Here is a 15,052-nt window from a genome sequence, read left to right as displayed (position 1 = left end):
CTACTCCCAGGCGAATCCGGCGTCGGGTGCGTCCTCACGCAGCACACTGCCCTCGATCAGGCCGTAAGGGCGGTCGGCGGCGTAGTAGACCTCGTTGTCGTTGTCCAGCCCGAACGGCGACAGGTCGACGAGGAAGTGGTGCCTGTTCGGCAGGGCGAGCCTGATCTCGCAGATCTCGCCGCAGGTGGTGAGCGCGCGCTCGCCCATGGCGTACAGGGTCTGCTGGAGCGACAGGCTGTGCGTGTCCGCGAACGCCTCCAGCAGGCAGCGGCGCGCCTCCTCGTACGACTTGCCGTACGAGGAGGTCTCGCCGGTGTGCCGCCACCGGGCCGTGACGGCGGTGGCGAGGACGCGGTCGGTGGCGGGCGGGAGGGTCGTGTACGGATCGACGATGTAGCCGTGGAACTCCGACCCGGTCGAGTTCAGCACCACCAGATCCGTAAGCCCCGACACCACCGTGCTGCGCCCGTCCCTGTCGTGGTGGACGACGCAGGTGCGCACCTCGCCGCCGTCGCGCACGAACGAGTGGGGCCCGCCGCGGTTCCAGGCGTACTCCTCGATCTCCACCCTGGCGTGGTGGATCGTCGGCTGCGACTCGACGAAGTGCCTGGCCAGCAGCAGCGCGAACGCCTCGATCTGGCCGACGCCGTGCTCCTTGGCCAAGGCGTACGCGGTGTTCTTCTGCGTGTCGGTCGGCAGGACGGTGGCGTTGTCGCCGGTCAGGTGCACGGCCTCCATGTCGCCGGAGAGCGAGGTGCTGACGTTGATGTCCTTGATGTGGTGGACTGGGCCGTCCCTGACGACGTGGACGAGCCTGGTCTCCGCCTTGCCGTAGCGGTTGGGGCCGAGCTTGACGGACATCTAGCTCCCTCGGTAGGTGGAGTAGGCGTACGGGCTGAGCAGCAGCGGCACGTGGTGGTGCCGCTCGGGGTCGGTCACGGTGAAGGCGATGACGACCTCGGGGTAGAAGGTCTCCGGCAGGTACGCCCCGGTGTCGAAGACCACGCGGCGGACCCCGCCCCCTCCGGTGTCCCACCTCTTGATGCGCCCGTCCTCGTCGGTACGCCCTTCGGCCAGGACCTGCCCGTCGTCCCGCTCCAGCCGTACCCGGACGCCGGCGGCCGGCCGCCCGGTGACCGCGTCCAGCACATGTGTCGAGAAACTCACCGCTCTCCCCCCAGCAGTTTCACCAGCCGCAACCGAGTGATCTTCGCCAGCTCGTCGCGCACGACCGCCCGCTCGCCCTCCTCGTCGTTCCCCAGCCGTTCGCGCAGCCTGGCGAGCAGCCGCGCCCCGCTCAGCCCGGTCGCGCACACGAGATACACGTGCCCGAACCGCGTCTCGTACGCCCGGTTCCCCTCGGCGAGCGCCTCCCGCACCTCGTCCTCGACCCCGGACTGCTCCTGCCGCGACCAGGCCGCCTCCCGGCTTCCGCCTCCCGCCCGCTCCCCGATCCTCGGATGCGCGGCCAGCGCCTCCAGCACATCGCCCCACTCCAGCCCCTTGACGGCCGCCTCCGCCGCCGCGAGAAGCTCGTCGAGATCGCGGTACGGCCGCCGCTCCGCCACGCCCCCCGCGAAGGCCCTGGAGGCGCAGCAGGCGATCAGCTCCTTCCGCGCCTCGTCCGGCGGGCGGGAGTTGAAAGCGTCGAGTGCGGTCAGCGTGTGGGCCATGTCAGAAGTACACACATGCGCTTCGTGCCCGGTCCATCCGCGAGAACTCCGAAGTGCCGTGCCCGATGGCCAGGACTTTTCGTGTCATGCTCCAAACGCCGCGCGGTGCGTGACACGGCGGGAGTGTCGGTCGGCGGGCCTAGACTTGGGGCCATCATGAGCCCAACATCCCTGATCGGCGGACACGTTTCCGTGACGGGCGGCCTGGCGACGGGCGGCCTGGCGTACATGGCCGAGATCGGCGCCGAGATGATCCAGGTGTTCGTCACCAACCCGCGCGGCTGGGCGCTCACCGAAGGCAAGCCCGACCAGGACGCCAAGCTGGCCGAGTCGGGAGTCGACACGTTCATCCACGTGCCCTATCTGGTCAACTTCGGCTCGCCCAGCCCGGAGACGCTCGCCAACTCCATCGCGATCGTCCGCCACACGCTGCGGCGGGGTGTGGACACCGGCGCCAAGGGGGTGGTGGTGCACACCGGGTCGGCGGTGACGCAGTCGCGCGACGACGCGCTGCGCCAGTTGCGGGAAAACCTGCTGCCGCTGCTGGACGAGATCCCCGACGGCGGGCCCGACCTGCTGCTGGAGCCGATGGCGGGGCAGGGCGCCATGCTGTGCGCCACCGTCCAGGACCTCGAGCCCTACCTGGAGACGCTGGACTGGCATCCGCGGGCCGGTGTGTGCCTCGACACCTGCCACGCCTTCGCGGCCGGCCACGACCTCGCCGCGGAGGGCGGGGTGGCGGAGACGTTCGACGCGCTGCACCGGATCGCGCCGGGGCGGCTCAAGCTGATCCACGCCAACGATTCGAAGGACGCGTGCGGGTCCAAGAAGGACCGGCACGAGAACATCGGGGCCGGGTTCATCGGCGCCCAGGCGTTCGCCGGCATGATGCGGCATCCGGCGGTGGCGGGCGTCCCGATCTGCATCGAGACACCGGGCAAGGCGCCCAAGAACGCCGAGGACATCGCCCTGCTGAAGAAGCTCCGCGACAACGGCTGAGCGGCCCTTCCCCGCCGGGCCGCAGCACCCGGGATCCCGGCCTGCCGCCGCATGCTCGCAGCCGGCGCCCGCCCGCGTCGCGGGGTTCCGAAAGCGCGTGAGGTGCCGGGGCATGGCCCTTCCCTTGGGGCGTCCGGGTGGCGGGCAGCCGGGTGAGCGGCGAACCAGAATAAAACCCTTACCGAGGCAGAAACCGCGATAGGGGCGCCCGCTCGCGCGATCCGACCGCCCCCGAAGGCCGGATCGCGGGGCCGGTGTCCGGCCTCAGCGGGCGCCCCCTCACGAACCGGCGTGGCGGGCCCTACCCCCCGGTCAAGGGCCCGACCGCCGCGGCGACCTGGGTGGTCACCGGTGAAGCCGGCGCACCAGACTTGCAATGAGCCCCCCGGCTCGTCCCTCCGATGCGCCGGAGTGGCTATCCGATGCCGAAACACTACGGTTGCGATCTTGTGGGCGAAACCCCGTTTAAGGTCAGCTCGTTGAACGGTCCGTAGCCATCGCTGTACGGAGAGTACTGTCACGACGAGCGGTCTTCTGGGGCCGACGAGCGGTAGGTTGGGGGGCTCGCGAGAGGCTCGGGCAGATGCATCTTGGCCATCATCCGCCCCACCCCACGCGGCACCCGACCCGGCGTGACCAGGGAAGTCATAACCATCGCGGCAAAGGCGACCGGCACCGCGAGCGCTGCGGGATGGGAAGTGAGCGCCCCCATTTTCACGCCCGCCTGATCGGCGATCACAAGCGCCGTCGTCACGCCCCCTCCCACCGCGAACCCCGCCGCCACGCCCGCATCCGTCAGCCGCCGCCACCAGATCCCGAGCACCAGCAGCGGGCAGAACGTGGCCGCCGACAGGCTGAAGGCGAGCAGGACGAGCGGCACCGAGGCACACGGCCCGGTGACCGCGGTCACCGGGAGCGCGATGAGCAGCACCAGGACCACGGCCACGCGGAAGGACGCCACGCCGCCACGCCTCAGGCACGACGACACCGCACCCCCGACCGCCACCAGGACGCCCCCGGCCGTCGCCAGCAAAGCCGCGAACGCGCCCGCCGCCAGCAACCCGGTCAGCACCTCCCCTACGGTCCCAGGAAGCATCCTGGCGGGCAGCAGCAGCACGATCTCATCCGTCGCGGCGCCGGAGGCGTGCGCGCGCCCCAGAACCCCGTACAGCGGCGGCACGACGCAGAACACCGCCAGCATCACCTGAGTGGCCACGATCGACCGCCTGGCCCCGTTCCCGTCCCGGTTGGTGTAGACGCGGACGATCACCTGCGGCAGCCCCATGGTCCCCAGCGCGCACGTCAGCAGCACGGTCAGCACCCCGGGCAGCGAGGTGTCGCCCGCGCCCGCCAGCTCAGGAGCCCCGGCCCGGTACGCGCCCTCGAACCAGATGACCGGCCGCGTGCCGGACATCCACCAGCAGACCGCCCCGACCCCGAGGAAGACGGCCAGCTTGAGCCAGAACTGCGAGGCCTGCACGCTCGTCACGCTCCCCAGCCCGCCCGCGAACGCCACGATCAGCGCCGCCCCCGCGACGGCCGTCCAGCCCAGCCAGGGCGGCAGCCCGGTCAGGAGCCGTACCACGACGCCGGCCGCGTGGAACTGCGCGACCATGAGCGTGAGCCCGACGAGGAGGACGAAGCAGGTGGTGAAGCGGCGCAGCACCGCGGATCTGAGCCGCCATTCGGCGAAGTCGGGCAGCGTGTACGTGCCCGAGCGGCGCAGCGGCGCCACGACGAGGGCGAGGAAGACGACGAAACCGGCCGCGGCGCCCGCCGGGTACCACACCATCGGGCCGCCGCGGGTGGCGATGAGGCCGGCGATGCCCAGGCAGGACGCGGCCGAGGTGAACTCTGAGGTGATCGCGGCACCGTTCCACCAGGGAGGGACCATCCTGGCGGCCACGTGGAAGTCGGCGGCGCCGCGGCTGCGACGTGGCCGCGCGGCGCCCACCATGACGCCCAGGACCAGCACGAAGGCGATCCCGGTCAGCACCGCGACGGTCATATCGCCGACCGCCTCAGCCCAGCACCGGCAGCGCCACGGTCATCGCCCCCGCACGCGCCCCGACCGGCCCGCCGCCCACGGCAGGCGTCTCCCCCGCACGTGCCCTGACCGGCCCGCCCACGGCAGGCGTCTCCCTCGCACGTGCCCTGACCGGCTTCCGCCCCGTGGCGCTCTCACCGCTCCAGCCGTTCGGCTCGGCGCAGCTGGAATACGGCCAGGCCCACCCAGGCGCCGTGCAGGGCCAGCGACAGCGCCACCCAGGCCCCCGGCTCGGGCAGCCACAGGGCGGCGACCGGGGCCGCCACGAGCAGCGCGGCGACCGCCCCCACGGTCAGAAGGGCCTGCCGTAACTGCCGCCCCACGATCGCCGGCGCACCGGGCCCGCACTCCCCGGTGGCGTACCGGTCCCGGGCATGCCCGAGCGCGACCGGTTCTCGGGAGACGACCACGCGGCGCTGGGTCACCGGACGCCTCCGATGTGAGCGGTGGCGACGCGCGGGATGCCCCCGGCCCGAGCGGTGGCCGGGCACCGGACGCCTCCGGCGCCGGGGGCGGTCACGAGATCACTCCCCGGTGCTGGCGGACGAGCTGCTCGCGCACCTGCCGGCTGTGCCGCCTGCTGACCTGGAGCGTCTCGGTGCCGACCGTGAGCGTCACCCGCCCGCCCTCGAACCTGAGCTCGCTCACGTGCCGCGCCGAGACCAGCGTGCTTCGGTGGATGCGCAGGAACCCGGCCTCCGACCAGCGTCGTTCCAGCGCGGCCAGCGACATGCGCACGAGGTAGCTGCCGTCCACGGTGTGCAGGCGCACGTAGTCGCCCTTGGCCTCGGCGAACCAGACGGCCTGCTGCGGCACGAATCTGGTGCGCCCGCCCAGCTCGACCGGGATCACGTCGTCCTGGCCCGGCTCGGGCGCGGGGCAGGTGGCGGCCTCCAGCCTGCGCACGGCCTCCGACAGGCGCTCGGCCCTGACCGGCTTGAGCAGGTAGTCGACCGCCTCCAGCTCGAACGCCTGCACCGCGCACTCCTCGTGCGCCGTGACGAACACCAGCCGGGGCGGGCTGGGGAAGCCGCCGACCAGCCGGGCGAGGTCGAGGCCGTCGAGCCCGGGCATGCGGATGTCGAGGAACACCCCGTCGAGCCGCTCGCCCCCGCCGATCATCTGGACCATGTCCTGCAGCGCCGTGACGCCGTCGGCCGCGGTCGTGACGTGCTCGATCCTTTCGTCCTGGCGCAGCAGATAGGCGAGCTCCTCCAGAGCAGGCACCTCGTCGTCGACGGCCAGAACTCTCAGCATGCCCCTACGCTGCCGCATGATAGGCCATGTCCACAAGCTCTGAGTAATGAAATGACTACAATGAGCTGAGTTGTGTCTTGGGTACCCGCAGCCGCACCTTGGTGCCCGCGCCCAGCGCCGTCTCCACGACGAGCCCGTAGCCGTCGCCGTAGATCTGGCGCATCCGCAGGTCCACGTTCGCCAGGCCGATGCCGCTGCCCTCGCGGGCGGGATCCTCGTCGAGCATGCGCCGGGCGCACTCGGGGTCCATCCCGGCGCCGTCGTCCTCGACCGTGATGTGCGCCTCCGGGCCGGCGTCGCGCACCACGACCCGCACCTCGCCGGTGCCGCCGCGGCCGCGTATGCCGTGCTTGATGGCGTTCTCGACCAGCGGCTGCAGGCACAGGAACGGCACCGGCACGGGCAGCACCTCGGGCGCCACCTGCATGCTGAAGCGCAGCTTGTCGCCGAAGCGGGCGCGCTCCAGCAGCAGGTAGCGGTCGACGCAGGTCAGCTCGTCGGCCAGGGTGGTGAAGTCGTGCGCCCTGCGCAGCGCGTACCGGGAGAAGTCGGCGAAGTCGAGCAGCAGCTCGCGGGCGCGCTTGGGGTTGGTGCGGACGAAGGAGGCGATCGTCGTCAGCGCGTTGTAGACGAAGTGCGGCGAGATCTGGGCGCGCAGCGCGCGCATCTCGGCCTCCAGCGCGCGCCGCCGCGAGGCGTCCAGCTCGGCCAGCTCCAGCTGGCCCGACACCCAGGAGGCGACCTCGGTCACGGTACGCACGAGCGCGGCGCTGATCTGGTCGTCGAACGCCGCCAGCACCCCCACGACCGTGCCGTCCACGGTCAGCGGCACCACCACGGCCCCGTGCGGCTCCCCCGCGAACACCTGCGCCCGCCCCGCGGACAGCGCGGCCCTGGCGTAGGTGAGCACGTCGTCGGTGCACGGCCCGTCCCAGGCCAGCGCGGCCTCGGTGGAGGTGATCGCGACGGCGTGGGTGCCGAGCAGCGCGCGCAGGTGGCGTACGGCCTTGCGCGCGGAGTCGCGGTTGAGCCCCGCGCGCAGGGCCGGGGCGGCCATCGCGGCGATGTGCAGCGCGGTGTACGTCGCCTCGTCCTTGCACCGGCCCTCAGGCAGCGCGTGGCCGCGCCACCGCACCCGGGCGAGGAGGTGGCCGGCGACGAAGGCCAGGCAGGACAGCGCCACGCACGCGGTGGTCAGCACGTGGGCAACCGTAGCCAACAACTGAGCGTGACGGAAGGAGAACGCAGAGTGAAATCACGCGGGGATCACGGAGGTCCCTCGCCGGGTTCTTCCTGGTAGGAGTAGCGCTGCTCGTGCCACGGGTCGGCGATGTTGTGGTAGCCGCGCTCCTCCCAGAAGCCCCGGCGATCTTCGAGGAGGTATTCGATGCCGCGCACCCACTTGACGCTCTTCCACGCGTACAGGTGCGGCACCACGATCCGCAGCGGGTAGCCCCGGTCGGGGCTGAGCGGCTTCTCGTCCAGCTCCATGGCGAACAACGTGTCGGGCGCCGCGAAGTCCGACATGCGCAGGTTGGCGCTGTAGCCGTACTCGGCCCAGATCATCACGTGCCGCACGCCCGGGTCGGGCGGGGCGGCCGCCATGATCGTCGCCGGGGCGACCCCGCGCCACTCGTTGGCCATGAGCGAGAACTTGGTGACGCAGTGGAAGTCCGCGACGCGCGTCGTGCGGGGCAGGGACTCGAACTCGCTCCAGCCGAAGCGGTGCTCCTCGCCCGACGCGGTGGCGCCGAAGACGCGGAAGTCCCAGCTCTCCGGCTTGAACTGCGGCACCCTGCCGTAGTGGATCACGGGTCGGCCGCGCGGGACGTACTGGCCTGGAGGCAGGCGCGACTCCTCCACGATCACTCCCCTCACCGGTCTCGCGTCTTGGGCCATCCTGCCACCGGATGGTTCGCGGCTCGCGCCCGGGTGCCGTGCGCTACGATTACGGCCTATGCGCACCGCGTTCCTGTTTTGGTATGGCGACGGACCCGAGTCCGTTCGCCATCTGACGCTGCGCTAGCAGACAGGCGAACGAAGGCCCCGGGTCCGACAGGACCCGGGGCCTTCTGTGTTTCCGAGGAGGATTTGAGATGGTGATCGTGATGGGGCCGGAGGCCACGTCCGAGGATCTCGCGTCGATCGTGGCGGTCGCCCAGGCGGCCGGGGTCGAGGCGTTCGTGAGCAAGGGCGTACGACGGACGATCGTCGGCCTGGTCGGCGACGTGACTCAGCTCGACGAGGCCGGGCTTCGCGGCATGGGGGGCGTGCGCGACGTCATGCGCGTGTCCACGCCGTACAAACTGGTCAGCCGGGAGAACCATCCGGAACGCTCCACGATCCACGTGGGCGGCGTGCCGATCGGTCCCGACACTGTGACGTTGATCGCGGGGCCGTGCGCCGTCGAGACGCACCAGCAGACCCTGGAAGCGGCCAGGATGGCGCAGGCGGCAGGGGCGACGCTGCTGCGCGGCGGCGCGTTCAAGCCGCGCAGCTCGCCGTACGCCTTCCAGGGGCTGGGCGAGAAGGGGCTGCGCATCCTGGCGGACGTGCGCGAGGAGACGGGCCTGCCGATCGTGACGGAGGTGGTGGACGCCCACGACGTGGAGCTGGTGGCCTCGTACGCGGACATGCTGCAGGTCGGCACCCGCAACATGCAGAACTTCGCACTGCTGCAGGCGGTCGGCGCGGCCGGCAGGCCGGTCATGCTCAAGCGGGGCATGAGCGCCACGATCGAGGAGTGGCTCATGGCCGCCGAGTACGTCGCCCAGCGCGGCAATCTGGACATCGTCCTGTGCGAGCGGGGCATCAGGACGTTCGAGAAGGCGACCCGCAACACGCTCGACGTCTCGGCCGTGCCGGTGGCGCAGCGCCTGTCGCACCTGCCGGTGATCGTGGACCCGTCCCACTCGGGCGGCCGGCGCGACCTGGTGCTGCCGCTGACCCGGGCCGCCATCGCGGTGGGCGCGGACGGTGTGATCATCGATGTGCACCCGCAGCCGGAGCAGGCGCTCTGCGACGGGCCCCAGGCCCTCGTCGACACCGACCTGGGCGAGCTGGCCCAGGTCATGACGGACTTCCCGCCGCTGCTCGGCAAGTCCGCCGCCGCCACGGTCGCCGCCTGACCCTCTTGCCAGGAGTGATGGGGTACGACCGGCCGCGCCACCAGCCCGCCGGTCGTACTCAGCGGTAACTTGAGTACTTCATCCCATACGCCGCCCGGGATCCGGGCGCGACGATGGCCGCATGACGAAACCCATCCAGCCCACGCAGACCACCGCGTTCTACGTCCAGGCGATCCTGTCGTTCGCCATCTCGCTGGCGTCCATGGTGATCGCCCTGGCCTACCTGCCCACCGCCGGGTGGGTCAGGGCGTTCCTGGGGCTCGGCCTGTTGTACCTGGTCACCTCGACGATCACGCTCTGCAAGGTCGTCCGCGACCGGCAGGAGCTGTCGGAGGTGACCAACCGGGTCGACCAGGCCAGGCTCGACAAGCTGCTGGCCGAGCACGACCCGTTCAAGGTCGACGCCTGACCTACAGGGTGTACTCCTGGATCGAGTCGGCGAGCTGCACGCACAGCTCCTCGGCGTCGAGCCGCTTCTCGATCTGCTTCAGGTCCTCGATCTTCGCCCGCGTCTCGGCGCGCTTGGGCGCCAGCAGCGAGCAGCAGTCCTCGTCGGGCAGCTCCGAGATCTCCAGCGTGCCGATGCGCCGGGCCTCGGCCATGATCTCGGTCTTGTCCCAGCCCACGAGCGGCCGCAGGATCGGCAGGTCCACCGCGTTGTCCTGGGCGGTGATGTTGGCCAGGGTCTGCGAGGAGACCTGACCGAGCGCGTCGCCGGTGATCAGCGCGGAGGACTTGATGCGGTGGGCGACCTCCTCGGCCGTCTTGAGCATCAGCCGCCGCTGCGAGATCACCGCCAGCCGGTCCTGGCCGGAGGTGCGGATCGACTGCTGCGCCTTGCCGAACGGCACCACCCACAGCCGCGACTTGCCCTGGAACCTGTCGAGCTTCCTGACCAGCGCGTACGCCTTGTAAATCGACTCGGACGTGGTGAACGGGATGCCGGAGAAGTGCAGGAAGTCGACGTGCAGCCCGCGCCGCATCATGCGGTACGCCGCCACCGGCGAGTCGATGCCGCCCGACATGAGCACCAGCGCCCGGCCGCTGGTGCCGACCGGCAGGCCGCCCTGGCCGGGGATGCCGCCGGTGAAGACGAACACCTCGTCCCTGTCGACCTCGATGTAGACGGTCAGCTCGGGGTTCTTCAGGTCGACCGGCAGGCCGTACTCGTCGTTGATCGCGCCGCCGACGAGCCGGTCGAGCTCGTTGGAGCGCAGCGGGAAGCGCTTGTCACGGCGGCGCGAGCGGACCGCGAAGCGGGCGCCGCGCTTGACCTCCTCGCTCTCGCCGACCAGCTCCAGGCCGGCCTTGAGCACGGCGTCGGGGTCCTTGGCGACCCGCCAGGCCCGGTGGATCCAGACCAGCCCCGGCACGTCCGCGACCCGCTGGGCCACGGCCTCGGCCTGCTCGACGGTGGCGCCCTGGGGCAGGAGGATCGCGATGACGCCGTGGCGCCTGCGCACGTCGACCTTGGTGTCGAGGCTCTGCAGCGCGTCGCGGATGTTGGCGATCAGGCGGCGTTCGAACAGCTCGCGGTTCTTGCCCTTGAGGACGATCTCGCCCAGCTTGAGCAGAACGCACGGCTCGCCCAGGGCGGACATCGTCATGGTGGAACCTCCGGGAAATCGCCCTAAGACCGACAACGGGGAAATGGCACGCCTTGTTGGCAACGCCGAGCCCCATTGAGTTTAGTCCGCGTCCAGTCCTCGCTCGATCGCATATCGCACCAGTTCCACGCGGTTGTGGAGCTGGAGCTTGCCGAGGGTGTTCTGGACGTGGTTCTGGACCGTGCGGTGGGAGAGCACCAGGCGGTCGGCGATCTGCTTGTACGACAGACCCTTGGCGACCAGCCTGAGCACCTCCGTCTCGCGTTCGGTCAGGCGCGGCCCGTCGCTCGGGACGTTCTGCGCGGCCAGCCTGCGGTATTCGCCGAGGACCAGGCCGGCGAGTCCCGGGGTGAACACGGCGTCGCCCTCGGCGGTGCGGCGTACCGCGTCGAGGAACTCCTCCCGGCTGGCCGACTTCACCAGATATCCGGACGCGCCCGCCTTGACCGCTTCCAGCACGTCGTCCTGCTCGGCGCTGGCCGACAACACCAGCACCCGGGGCGGCGGCTCGACCTCGGCCAGCCGGGCGGCCACCTCCGCACCCGCCATGTCGGGCAGGCGCAGGTCGAGCACGACAACGTCCGGCCGCACCGCGCCGGCGGCCCTGACCGCCTGCCGGCCCTCTCCCACGGTGGCCACGACGTCGTAGCCCGCCTCGGCGAGATCCCTCGCGACGCCGTCACGCCACATGGGATGGTCGTCCACCACCATGACCCGCACCATGCCGCAACTCTAAACCGCTCAGCCGTCCGCCCCGGGGGCATGAGGGCGAACGGTCGGCGCCCACGGGACCGGACCGTGGACCGCCGCGCCCACCAGGACCGAAGGGGAAAGGGCGGCACCCGCCGGGCCGCCCCGGACGACGCCGCCGACAAGCGGCGGGGGGACAGGCCAGAACAGCGTGGACCCGGCACGGGACGGGCGCAGTCCGCCGAGGCAGCCGCCACGCGGACGACCAGGCGCGGCGCAGGCGCTCCTGGGCCGGAGCAGCGCGTCGTGCACACACCCTGTCAACGGCACGAGACGACGGCACGACCGGACGGCACAGCCCGCCGGCACGACCCAGCGGCACAAGATGGTGGCACAAGATGGCGGCACAATCCGACGGCACGAGACGACGGCACGAGACGACGGCACGGCCCAGCGGCCCAGCGGCGCGACATGGCGGCGCAAGACGGCAGCGCAAGACGGGCAAGATGGCAGTGTCGTGTGGGAGGGGCGGCGCGTGGGCGCGGTGGCGGCGGTGGGTGAGCAGGGTGCAGGCCGCTCGGGCCGTGGGCGTCAGGTGGGGAGGGTGATCTCGACCTCCGTCCCTTGGCCCGGGACGCTGACGATCGAGACCTCCCCGCCCAGTTCCGTCACCCGCCCCCGGATCGACTCGGCGACCCCCAGGCGGCCATTGGCACGGGCCTCGGCGAGGCGGCCGTCCGGGATGCCGGGCCCGTCGTCCCTGACGCTGACCGTCACCGTCCCCTCCCCGGACTCCGCCAGCACCCACGCACGCGCCTGCGGCCCGCAATGCGCACGGACGTTGTCCAGGGCGGCCTTGACCGCGGCGGCGATCTCCCTGGCCATGTCGGCGGGCAGGAGCAAGGGGGTCGCCGGAGTGGAGACCGTCACCTCGGGCGAGCCGTGCCGCAGCAGGAGGGAGCGCAGGTCGATCGTGCCCCGGGGTGCGGGCCGGGCGGCGACGAGCTCGCGCAGCGCGGCCTCCTGCTCCCCCGCCAGGCGTCCCAGCTCGGCCGCCTCGCCGCCGATCTGCCGCCCGCGCCGCTGGACCAGGGCGAGAACCTGCAGGACCGAGTCGTGGATGTCGCGGGCCAGGCGGTCGCGCTCCCGCTGGGCGGCCTCCATCTCGACGGCCTCCTGCATGCGCTCCTCGGCCTGCCTGGCCAGCTGGGCCACGTGGCCGACGACGACGCCCGCGAGGAACAGCAGGACCACCCCGTTGATCACCACCGGCTCGTCGGGCGCGCGGACGAGCCACAGGTCGCCGGCCGCCACCACGGCGGCCGCAGCCGCGCCCGCGCGCCGCCCGCTGTGCACGGCCGCGGCCAGAACGGGCCCGGCCACCCATGTCGCGGGGACCGGCATGGTCCCGGCGCCGCCCTGCAGGGAGCCCTGCACGTACGGGGTGGCCAGCAGACACGCCATCGTGACCAGCAGGTCCAGGACCAGTAAAGGCCGGCGGCGCAGCGCGGGGACGGAGTAGGCGTAGGTCGAGCACGCCGTCCACAGCGCCATCACGCCGATCACCGACCAGCCCGCGACCGGCTGCTCATAGCCGCGCTGCTGTGCCATGAGCACGACCGCGTAGACCAGCGACGCCACGCGGTAGACCGCGATCGCCCGCCAGAACGGGCCCTCGATACCCATGAGGCCCTCTCATGTTTCCGACATGCAAGTTGACACGTAGTGGTGATATCTCTATAAATGGGACATCCCAGACGGCATAATCCGGTAATCCCTAACCCCCACAAGGACTCCCGCGATATGACCTCCGCTGTAAATCATTTCACCCATGGCCTGCTCACGCCGGTGCTCGCCTACGTGATGTCCTGCATGGGGTCGATGCTGGGCCTTCGGCTCACCGCCCAGGCCCACGCCTCCCGGGGGGGCGCCCGGGTGCGCTGGCTGCTCGGAGCGGCCGTGTCCATCGGCGGCACCGGCATCTGGGTCATGCACTTCATCGCCATGATGGGCTTCGACGTGGAGGGCACCCCCATCCGGTACGACGTGCCCCTCACCGTGGCCTCGGCGCTGGTGGCGATCGCGGTCGTGGGCACCGGCCTGTTCCTGGTCTCGTACGGCGGGGGCCGGTTCGCCGCGCTCCTCGGCGGCGGCCTGCTGACGGGGCTCGGTGTGGCCTCCATGCACTATCTGGGCATGTACGCGATGAACATGTCCGCCCACGTCTCCTACGACCGCGTCATCGTGGCCGCCTCCGTGGGCATCGCCGTGGTCGCCGCGACCGTGGCACTCTGGTTCACCCTCCGGGTCAAGAAACCCATCTGGATCACCGCCGCGGCCCTCGTCATGGGCGTGGCCGTATCCGGCATGCACTACACCGGCATGTACGCCATGCACGTCACCGTCGACCCCGAGCCCGGCATGATCGCGGGAGCCGACGCGCTCGACTTCCTCGTCCCGCTCATGACCGTGATCAGCCTGATCACGCTGACCATGCTGCTCATGGTGCTCCTGTCCCCGTCCGAGCAGGAATTGCACGAAGACGCCGAACTCGTGGCCAAGCTGGAATTGCGCCGGCGCACCGCCCACCAGCAGCAACAACTCGCTTACAACGCGCCACCGATTCCGGTCAGACAAGAAATGGAATCCATGCCGGTCCGCAGAAGATAGTTGCGCGCACGGCGACTCCCTGTTCATACTCCCTTATCGGTGCGTAAGGGATGGGTGGGGGATATGTCGCCGATTGACCATTTTTCGTTTGGGCTTTTAACGCCGGTTCTCGCTTACATCATGTCCAGCGTGGGCTCCATGCTGGGCTTGCTGCTGACGTCGCGCGCGCGCCTCATCGGCGGCCGCGAGGGCAAGTATTGGCTCGTCGGCGCGGCGTTCGCGATCGGCGGCACGGGCATCTGGACCATGCACTTCATCGCGATGCTCGGCTTCTCGGTGGGCGGCACGGTGATCCGCTACAACGTGCCGCTCACCGCGCTCTCCGCGCTCATCGCCGTCGTCGTCGTGGGCATGGGGCTGTTTCTCGCCTCGTACGGCGGCGAGCGCCTGGCGTTCCTGCTCGCCGGCGGCATTCTCACGGGCTGCGGCGTGGCGAGCATGCACTACCTCGGCATGGCCGCGATGAACATGTCCGGCCACGTCACCTACGACCCCGTGATGGTGTCGCTCTCGATCCTGATCGCGATCGCGGCCGCGACGGTGGCGCTCTGGTTCACGCTGCGGGTCAGCGGCGCGCTCAAGATCGGCGCGGCCGCCCTGGTCATGGGCGTGGCGGTCTGCGGCATGCACTACACGGGGATGTCCTCCATGTCGGTGCGGGTCCACGGCGACCTGGTCGTGCTGTCCGGCGCCAAGGCGATCGACTTCCTGCTGCCGCTGATCGTCGGCATCAGCGTGATCACCGTGGGCCTGCTGCTCACCGTCATCCTGTCTCCGTCGGAGAAGGAGCTGCGCAGCGAGGCGGAGTTCCGGGAGCGGCTGCGCAGACGCGACGAGGGCGCGCCGCCCGAGGTTGACCTCTTCGGCACGCCCCGGCACTAGATATCGCGGAAGGTACGGCTTGCGACGCGTAGTGGGCCGCCGACTTCTGCGGCGCAAGCCGTACCTTTGAGCGGGTTGTAGCGGAAACCCCGCTGACTC

Annotated in this window: 16 protein-coding genes; 5 read left to right on the top strand and 11 right to left on the bottom strand. The window is 71.0% G+C overall.

Annotation, left to right across the window (positions count from 1 at the left end; translation table 11 throughout):
• From pucL to uraD, 3 genes are read right to left on the bottom strand one after another with little or no spacing between them, the layout of a single operon-like run.
• A complete protein-coding gene (gene pucL / locus ACIBX3_RS17990) occupies positions 1 to 861 on the bottom strand; it encodes a factor-independent urate hydroxylase (RefSeq protein ID WP_397118167.1) in 861 nt (286 codons plus the stop codon).
• Positions 862 to 1,167 carry a hydroxyisourate hydrolase gene (gene uraH, locus ACIBX3_RS17985; protein WP_397118165.1) on the bottom strand — a complete coding sequence of 102 codons (306 nt, stop codon included), beginning with the start codon at positions 1,165 to 1,167 and terminating at the stop codon, positions 862 to 864.
• Positions 1,164 to 1,673, bottom strand: coding sequence for a 2-oxo-4-hydroxy-4-carboxy-5-ureidoimidazoline decarboxylase (gene uraD / locus ACIBX3_RS17980; RefSeq protein WP_397118164.1), 510 nt, complete (start codon positions 1,671 to 1,673; stop codon positions 1,164 to 1,166). The genes uraH and uraD overlap by 4 nt, the downstream gene beginning before the upstream one ends.
• 156 nt (positions 1,674 to 1,829) lie before the next feature.
• On the opposite strand from uraD, the gene ACIBX3_RS17975 reads away from it, so the two are divergent.
• Positions 1,830 to 2,672: a deoxyribonuclease IV gene (locus tag ACIBX3_RS17975; RefSeq protein ID WP_397118162.1), complete on the top strand. Its 843-nt coding sequence runs from the start codon at positions 1,830 to 1,832 to the stop codon at positions 2,670 to 2,672.
• A gap of 517 nt (positions 2,673 to 3,189) precedes the next feature.
• Here the strand turns inward: ACIBX3_RS17975 and ACIBX3_RS17970 are convergent.
• The 5 genes from ACIBX3_RS17970 to ACIBX3_RS17950 all read right to left on the bottom strand — a co-directional run bounded on the left by ACIBX3_RS17970 (position 3,190) and on the right by ACIBX3_RS17950 (position 7,839).
• Positions 3,190 to 4,680: a cation acetate symporter gene (locus ACIBX3_RS17970; protein WP_397118160.1), complete on the bottom strand. Its 1,491-nt coding sequence runs from the start codon at positions 4,678 to 4,680 to the stop codon at positions 3,190 to 3,192.
• A gap of 173 nt (positions 4,681 to 4,853) precedes the next feature.
• A complete protein-coding gene (locus ACIBX3_RS17965) occupies positions 4,854 to 5,144 on the bottom strand; it encodes a hypothetical protein (protein WP_397118159.1) in 291 nt (96 codons plus the stop codon).
• A gap of 91 nt (positions 5,145 to 5,235) precedes the next feature.
• Positions 5,236 to 5,976 carry a LytR/AlgR family response regulator transcription factor gene (locus ACIBX3_RS17960; RefSeq protein ID WP_397118157.1) on the bottom strand — a complete coding sequence of 247 codons (741 nt, stop codon included), beginning with the start codon at positions 5,974 to 5,976 and terminating at the stop codon, positions 5,236 to 5,238.
• A gap of 55 nt (positions 5,977 to 6,031) precedes the next feature.
• On the bottom strand, positions 6,032 to 7,177 hold the full coding sequence (locus tag ACIBX3_RS17955; RefSeq protein WP_397118155.1) for a sensor histidine kinase: 1,146 nt from the start codon (positions 7,175 to 7,177) through the stop codon (positions 6,032 to 6,034).
• Positions 7,178 to 7,242: 65 nt separating this feature from the next.
• Positions 7,243 to 7,839 carry a molybdopterin-dependent oxidoreductase gene (locus ACIBX3_RS17950; RefSeq protein ID WP_397118153.1) on the bottom strand — a complete coding sequence of 199 codons (597 nt, stop codon included), beginning with the start codon at positions 7,837 to 7,839 and terminating at the stop codon, positions 7,243 to 7,245.
• Between the two features lie 233 nt (positions 7,840 to 8,072).
• Between ACIBX3_RS17950 and aroF the strand changes: the two genes are divergently transcribed.
• Together aroF and ACIBX3_RS17940 are read left to right on the top strand one after the other, a co-directional pair.
• The gene (gene aroF / locus ACIBX3_RS17945; protein ID WP_397118152.1) at positions 8,073 to 9,104 is read left to right on the top strand and encodes a 3-deoxy-7-phosphoheptulonate synthase; all 1,032 of its coding nucleotides are present in this window, start codon (positions 8,073 to 8,075) and stop codon (positions 9,102 to 9,104) included.
• A gap of 121 nt (positions 9,105 to 9,225) precedes the next feature.
• On the top strand, positions 9,226 to 9,513 hold the full coding sequence (locus ACIBX3_RS17940) for a YiaA/YiaB family inner membrane protein (RefSeq protein ID WP_397118150.1): 288 nt from the start codon (positions 9,226 to 9,228) through the stop codon (positions 9,511 to 9,513).
• 1 nt (position 9,514) lies between these two features.
• On the opposite strand, the gene thiI is transcribed toward ACIBX3_RS17940, so the two are convergent.
• From thiI to macS, 3 genes are all read right to left on the bottom strand, one after another.
• Complete coding sequence (gene thiI, locus ACIBX3_RS17935) at positions 9,515 to 10,711, bottom strand: tRNA uracil 4-sulfurtransferase ThiI (protein ID WP_397118148.1); 1,197 nt, start codon at positions 10,709 to 10,711, stop codon at positions 9,515 to 9,517.
• Between the two features lie 81 nt (positions 10,712 to 10,792).
• Positions 10,793 to 11,434 carry a response regulator gene (locus tag ACIBX3_RS17930; protein WP_397118146.1) on the bottom strand — a complete coding sequence of 214 codons (642 nt, stop codon included), beginning with the start codon at positions 11,432 to 11,434 and terminating at the stop codon, positions 10,793 to 10,795.
• Between the two features lie 558 nt (positions 11,435 to 11,992).
• Positions 11,993 to 13,087 carry a MacS family sensor histidine kinase gene (gene macS / locus ACIBX3_RS17925; protein ID WP_397118144.1) on the bottom strand — a complete coding sequence of 365 codons (1,095 nt, stop codon included), beginning with the start codon at positions 13,085 to 13,087 and terminating at the stop codon, positions 11,993 to 11,995.
• 117 nt (positions 13,088 to 13,204) lie between these two features.
• Here macS and ACIBX3_RS17920 point away from each other — a divergent pair, with 117 nt between their 5' ends.
• Complete coding sequence (locus ACIBX3_RS17920) at positions 13,205 to 14,071, top strand: MHYT domain-containing protein (protein WP_397118142.1); 867 nt, start codon at positions 13,205 to 13,207, stop codon at positions 14,069 to 14,071.
• 120 nt (positions 14,072 to 14,191) lie between these two features.
• A complete protein-coding gene (locus tag ACIBX3_RS17915; RefSeq protein ID WP_397118140.1) occupies positions 14,192 to 14,953 on the top strand; it encodes an MHYT domain-containing protein in 762 nt (253 codons plus the stop codon).
• Positions 14,954 to 15,052 lie beyond the last annotated feature (99 nt).

It is taken from the genome of Nonomuraea sp. NPDC049480, assembly GCF_044465905.1.
Taxonomy (GTDB): domain Bacteria; phylum Actinomycetota; class Actinomycetes; order Streptosporangiales; family Streptosporangiaceae; genus Nonomuraea.
This window is presented reverse-complemented; position numbering and strand designations above follow the sequence as displayed.

Coding starts and splice junctions, on each gene's coding strand:
- pucL (WP_397118167.1), bottom strand. CDS start 861: ATGTCCGTCAAGCTCGGCCCCAACCGCTACGGCAAGGCGGAGACCAGG.
- uraD (WP_397118164.1), bottom strand. CDS start 1,673: ATGGCCCACACGCTGACCGCACTCGACGCTTTCAACTCCCGCCCGCCG.
- ACIBX3_RS17975 (WP_397118162.1), top strand. CDS start 1,830: ATGAGCCCAACATCCCTGATCGGCGGACACGTTTCCGTGACGGGCGGC.
- ACIBX3_RS17970 (WP_397118160.1), bottom strand. CDS start 4,680: ATGACCGTCGCGGTGCTGACCGGGATCGCCTTCGTGCTGGTCCTGGGC.
- ACIBX3_RS17960 (WP_397118157.1), bottom strand. CDS start 5,976: ATGCTGAGAGTTCTGGCCGTCGACGACGAGGTGCCTGCTCTGGAGGAG.
- aroF (WP_397118152.1), top strand. CDS start 8,073: ATGGTGATCGTGATGGGGCCGGAGGCCACGTCCGAGGATCTCGCGTCG.
- ACIBX3_RS17940 (WP_397118150.1), top strand. CDS start 9,226: ATGACGAAACCCATCCAGCCCACGCAGACCACCGCGTTCTACGTCCAG.
- thiI (WP_397118148.1), bottom strand. CDS start 10,711: ATGACGATGTCCGCCCTGGGCGAGCCGTGCGTTCTGCTCAAGCTGGGC.
- ACIBX3_RS17930 (WP_397118146.1), bottom strand. CDS start 11,434: ATGGTGCGGGTCATGGTGGTGGACGACCATCCCATGTGGCGTGACGGC.
- macS (WP_397118144.1), bottom strand. CDS start 13,087: ATGGGTATCGAGGGCCCGTTCTGGCGGGCGATCGCGGTCTACCGCGTG.
- ACIBX3_RS17920 (WP_397118142.1), top strand. CDS start 13,205: ATGACCTCCGCTGTAAATCATTTCACCCATGGCCTGCTCACGCCGGTG.
- ACIBX3_RS17915 (WP_397118140.1), top strand. CDS start 14,192: ATGTCCAGCGTGGGCTCCATGCTGGGCTTGCTGCTGACGTCGCGCGCG.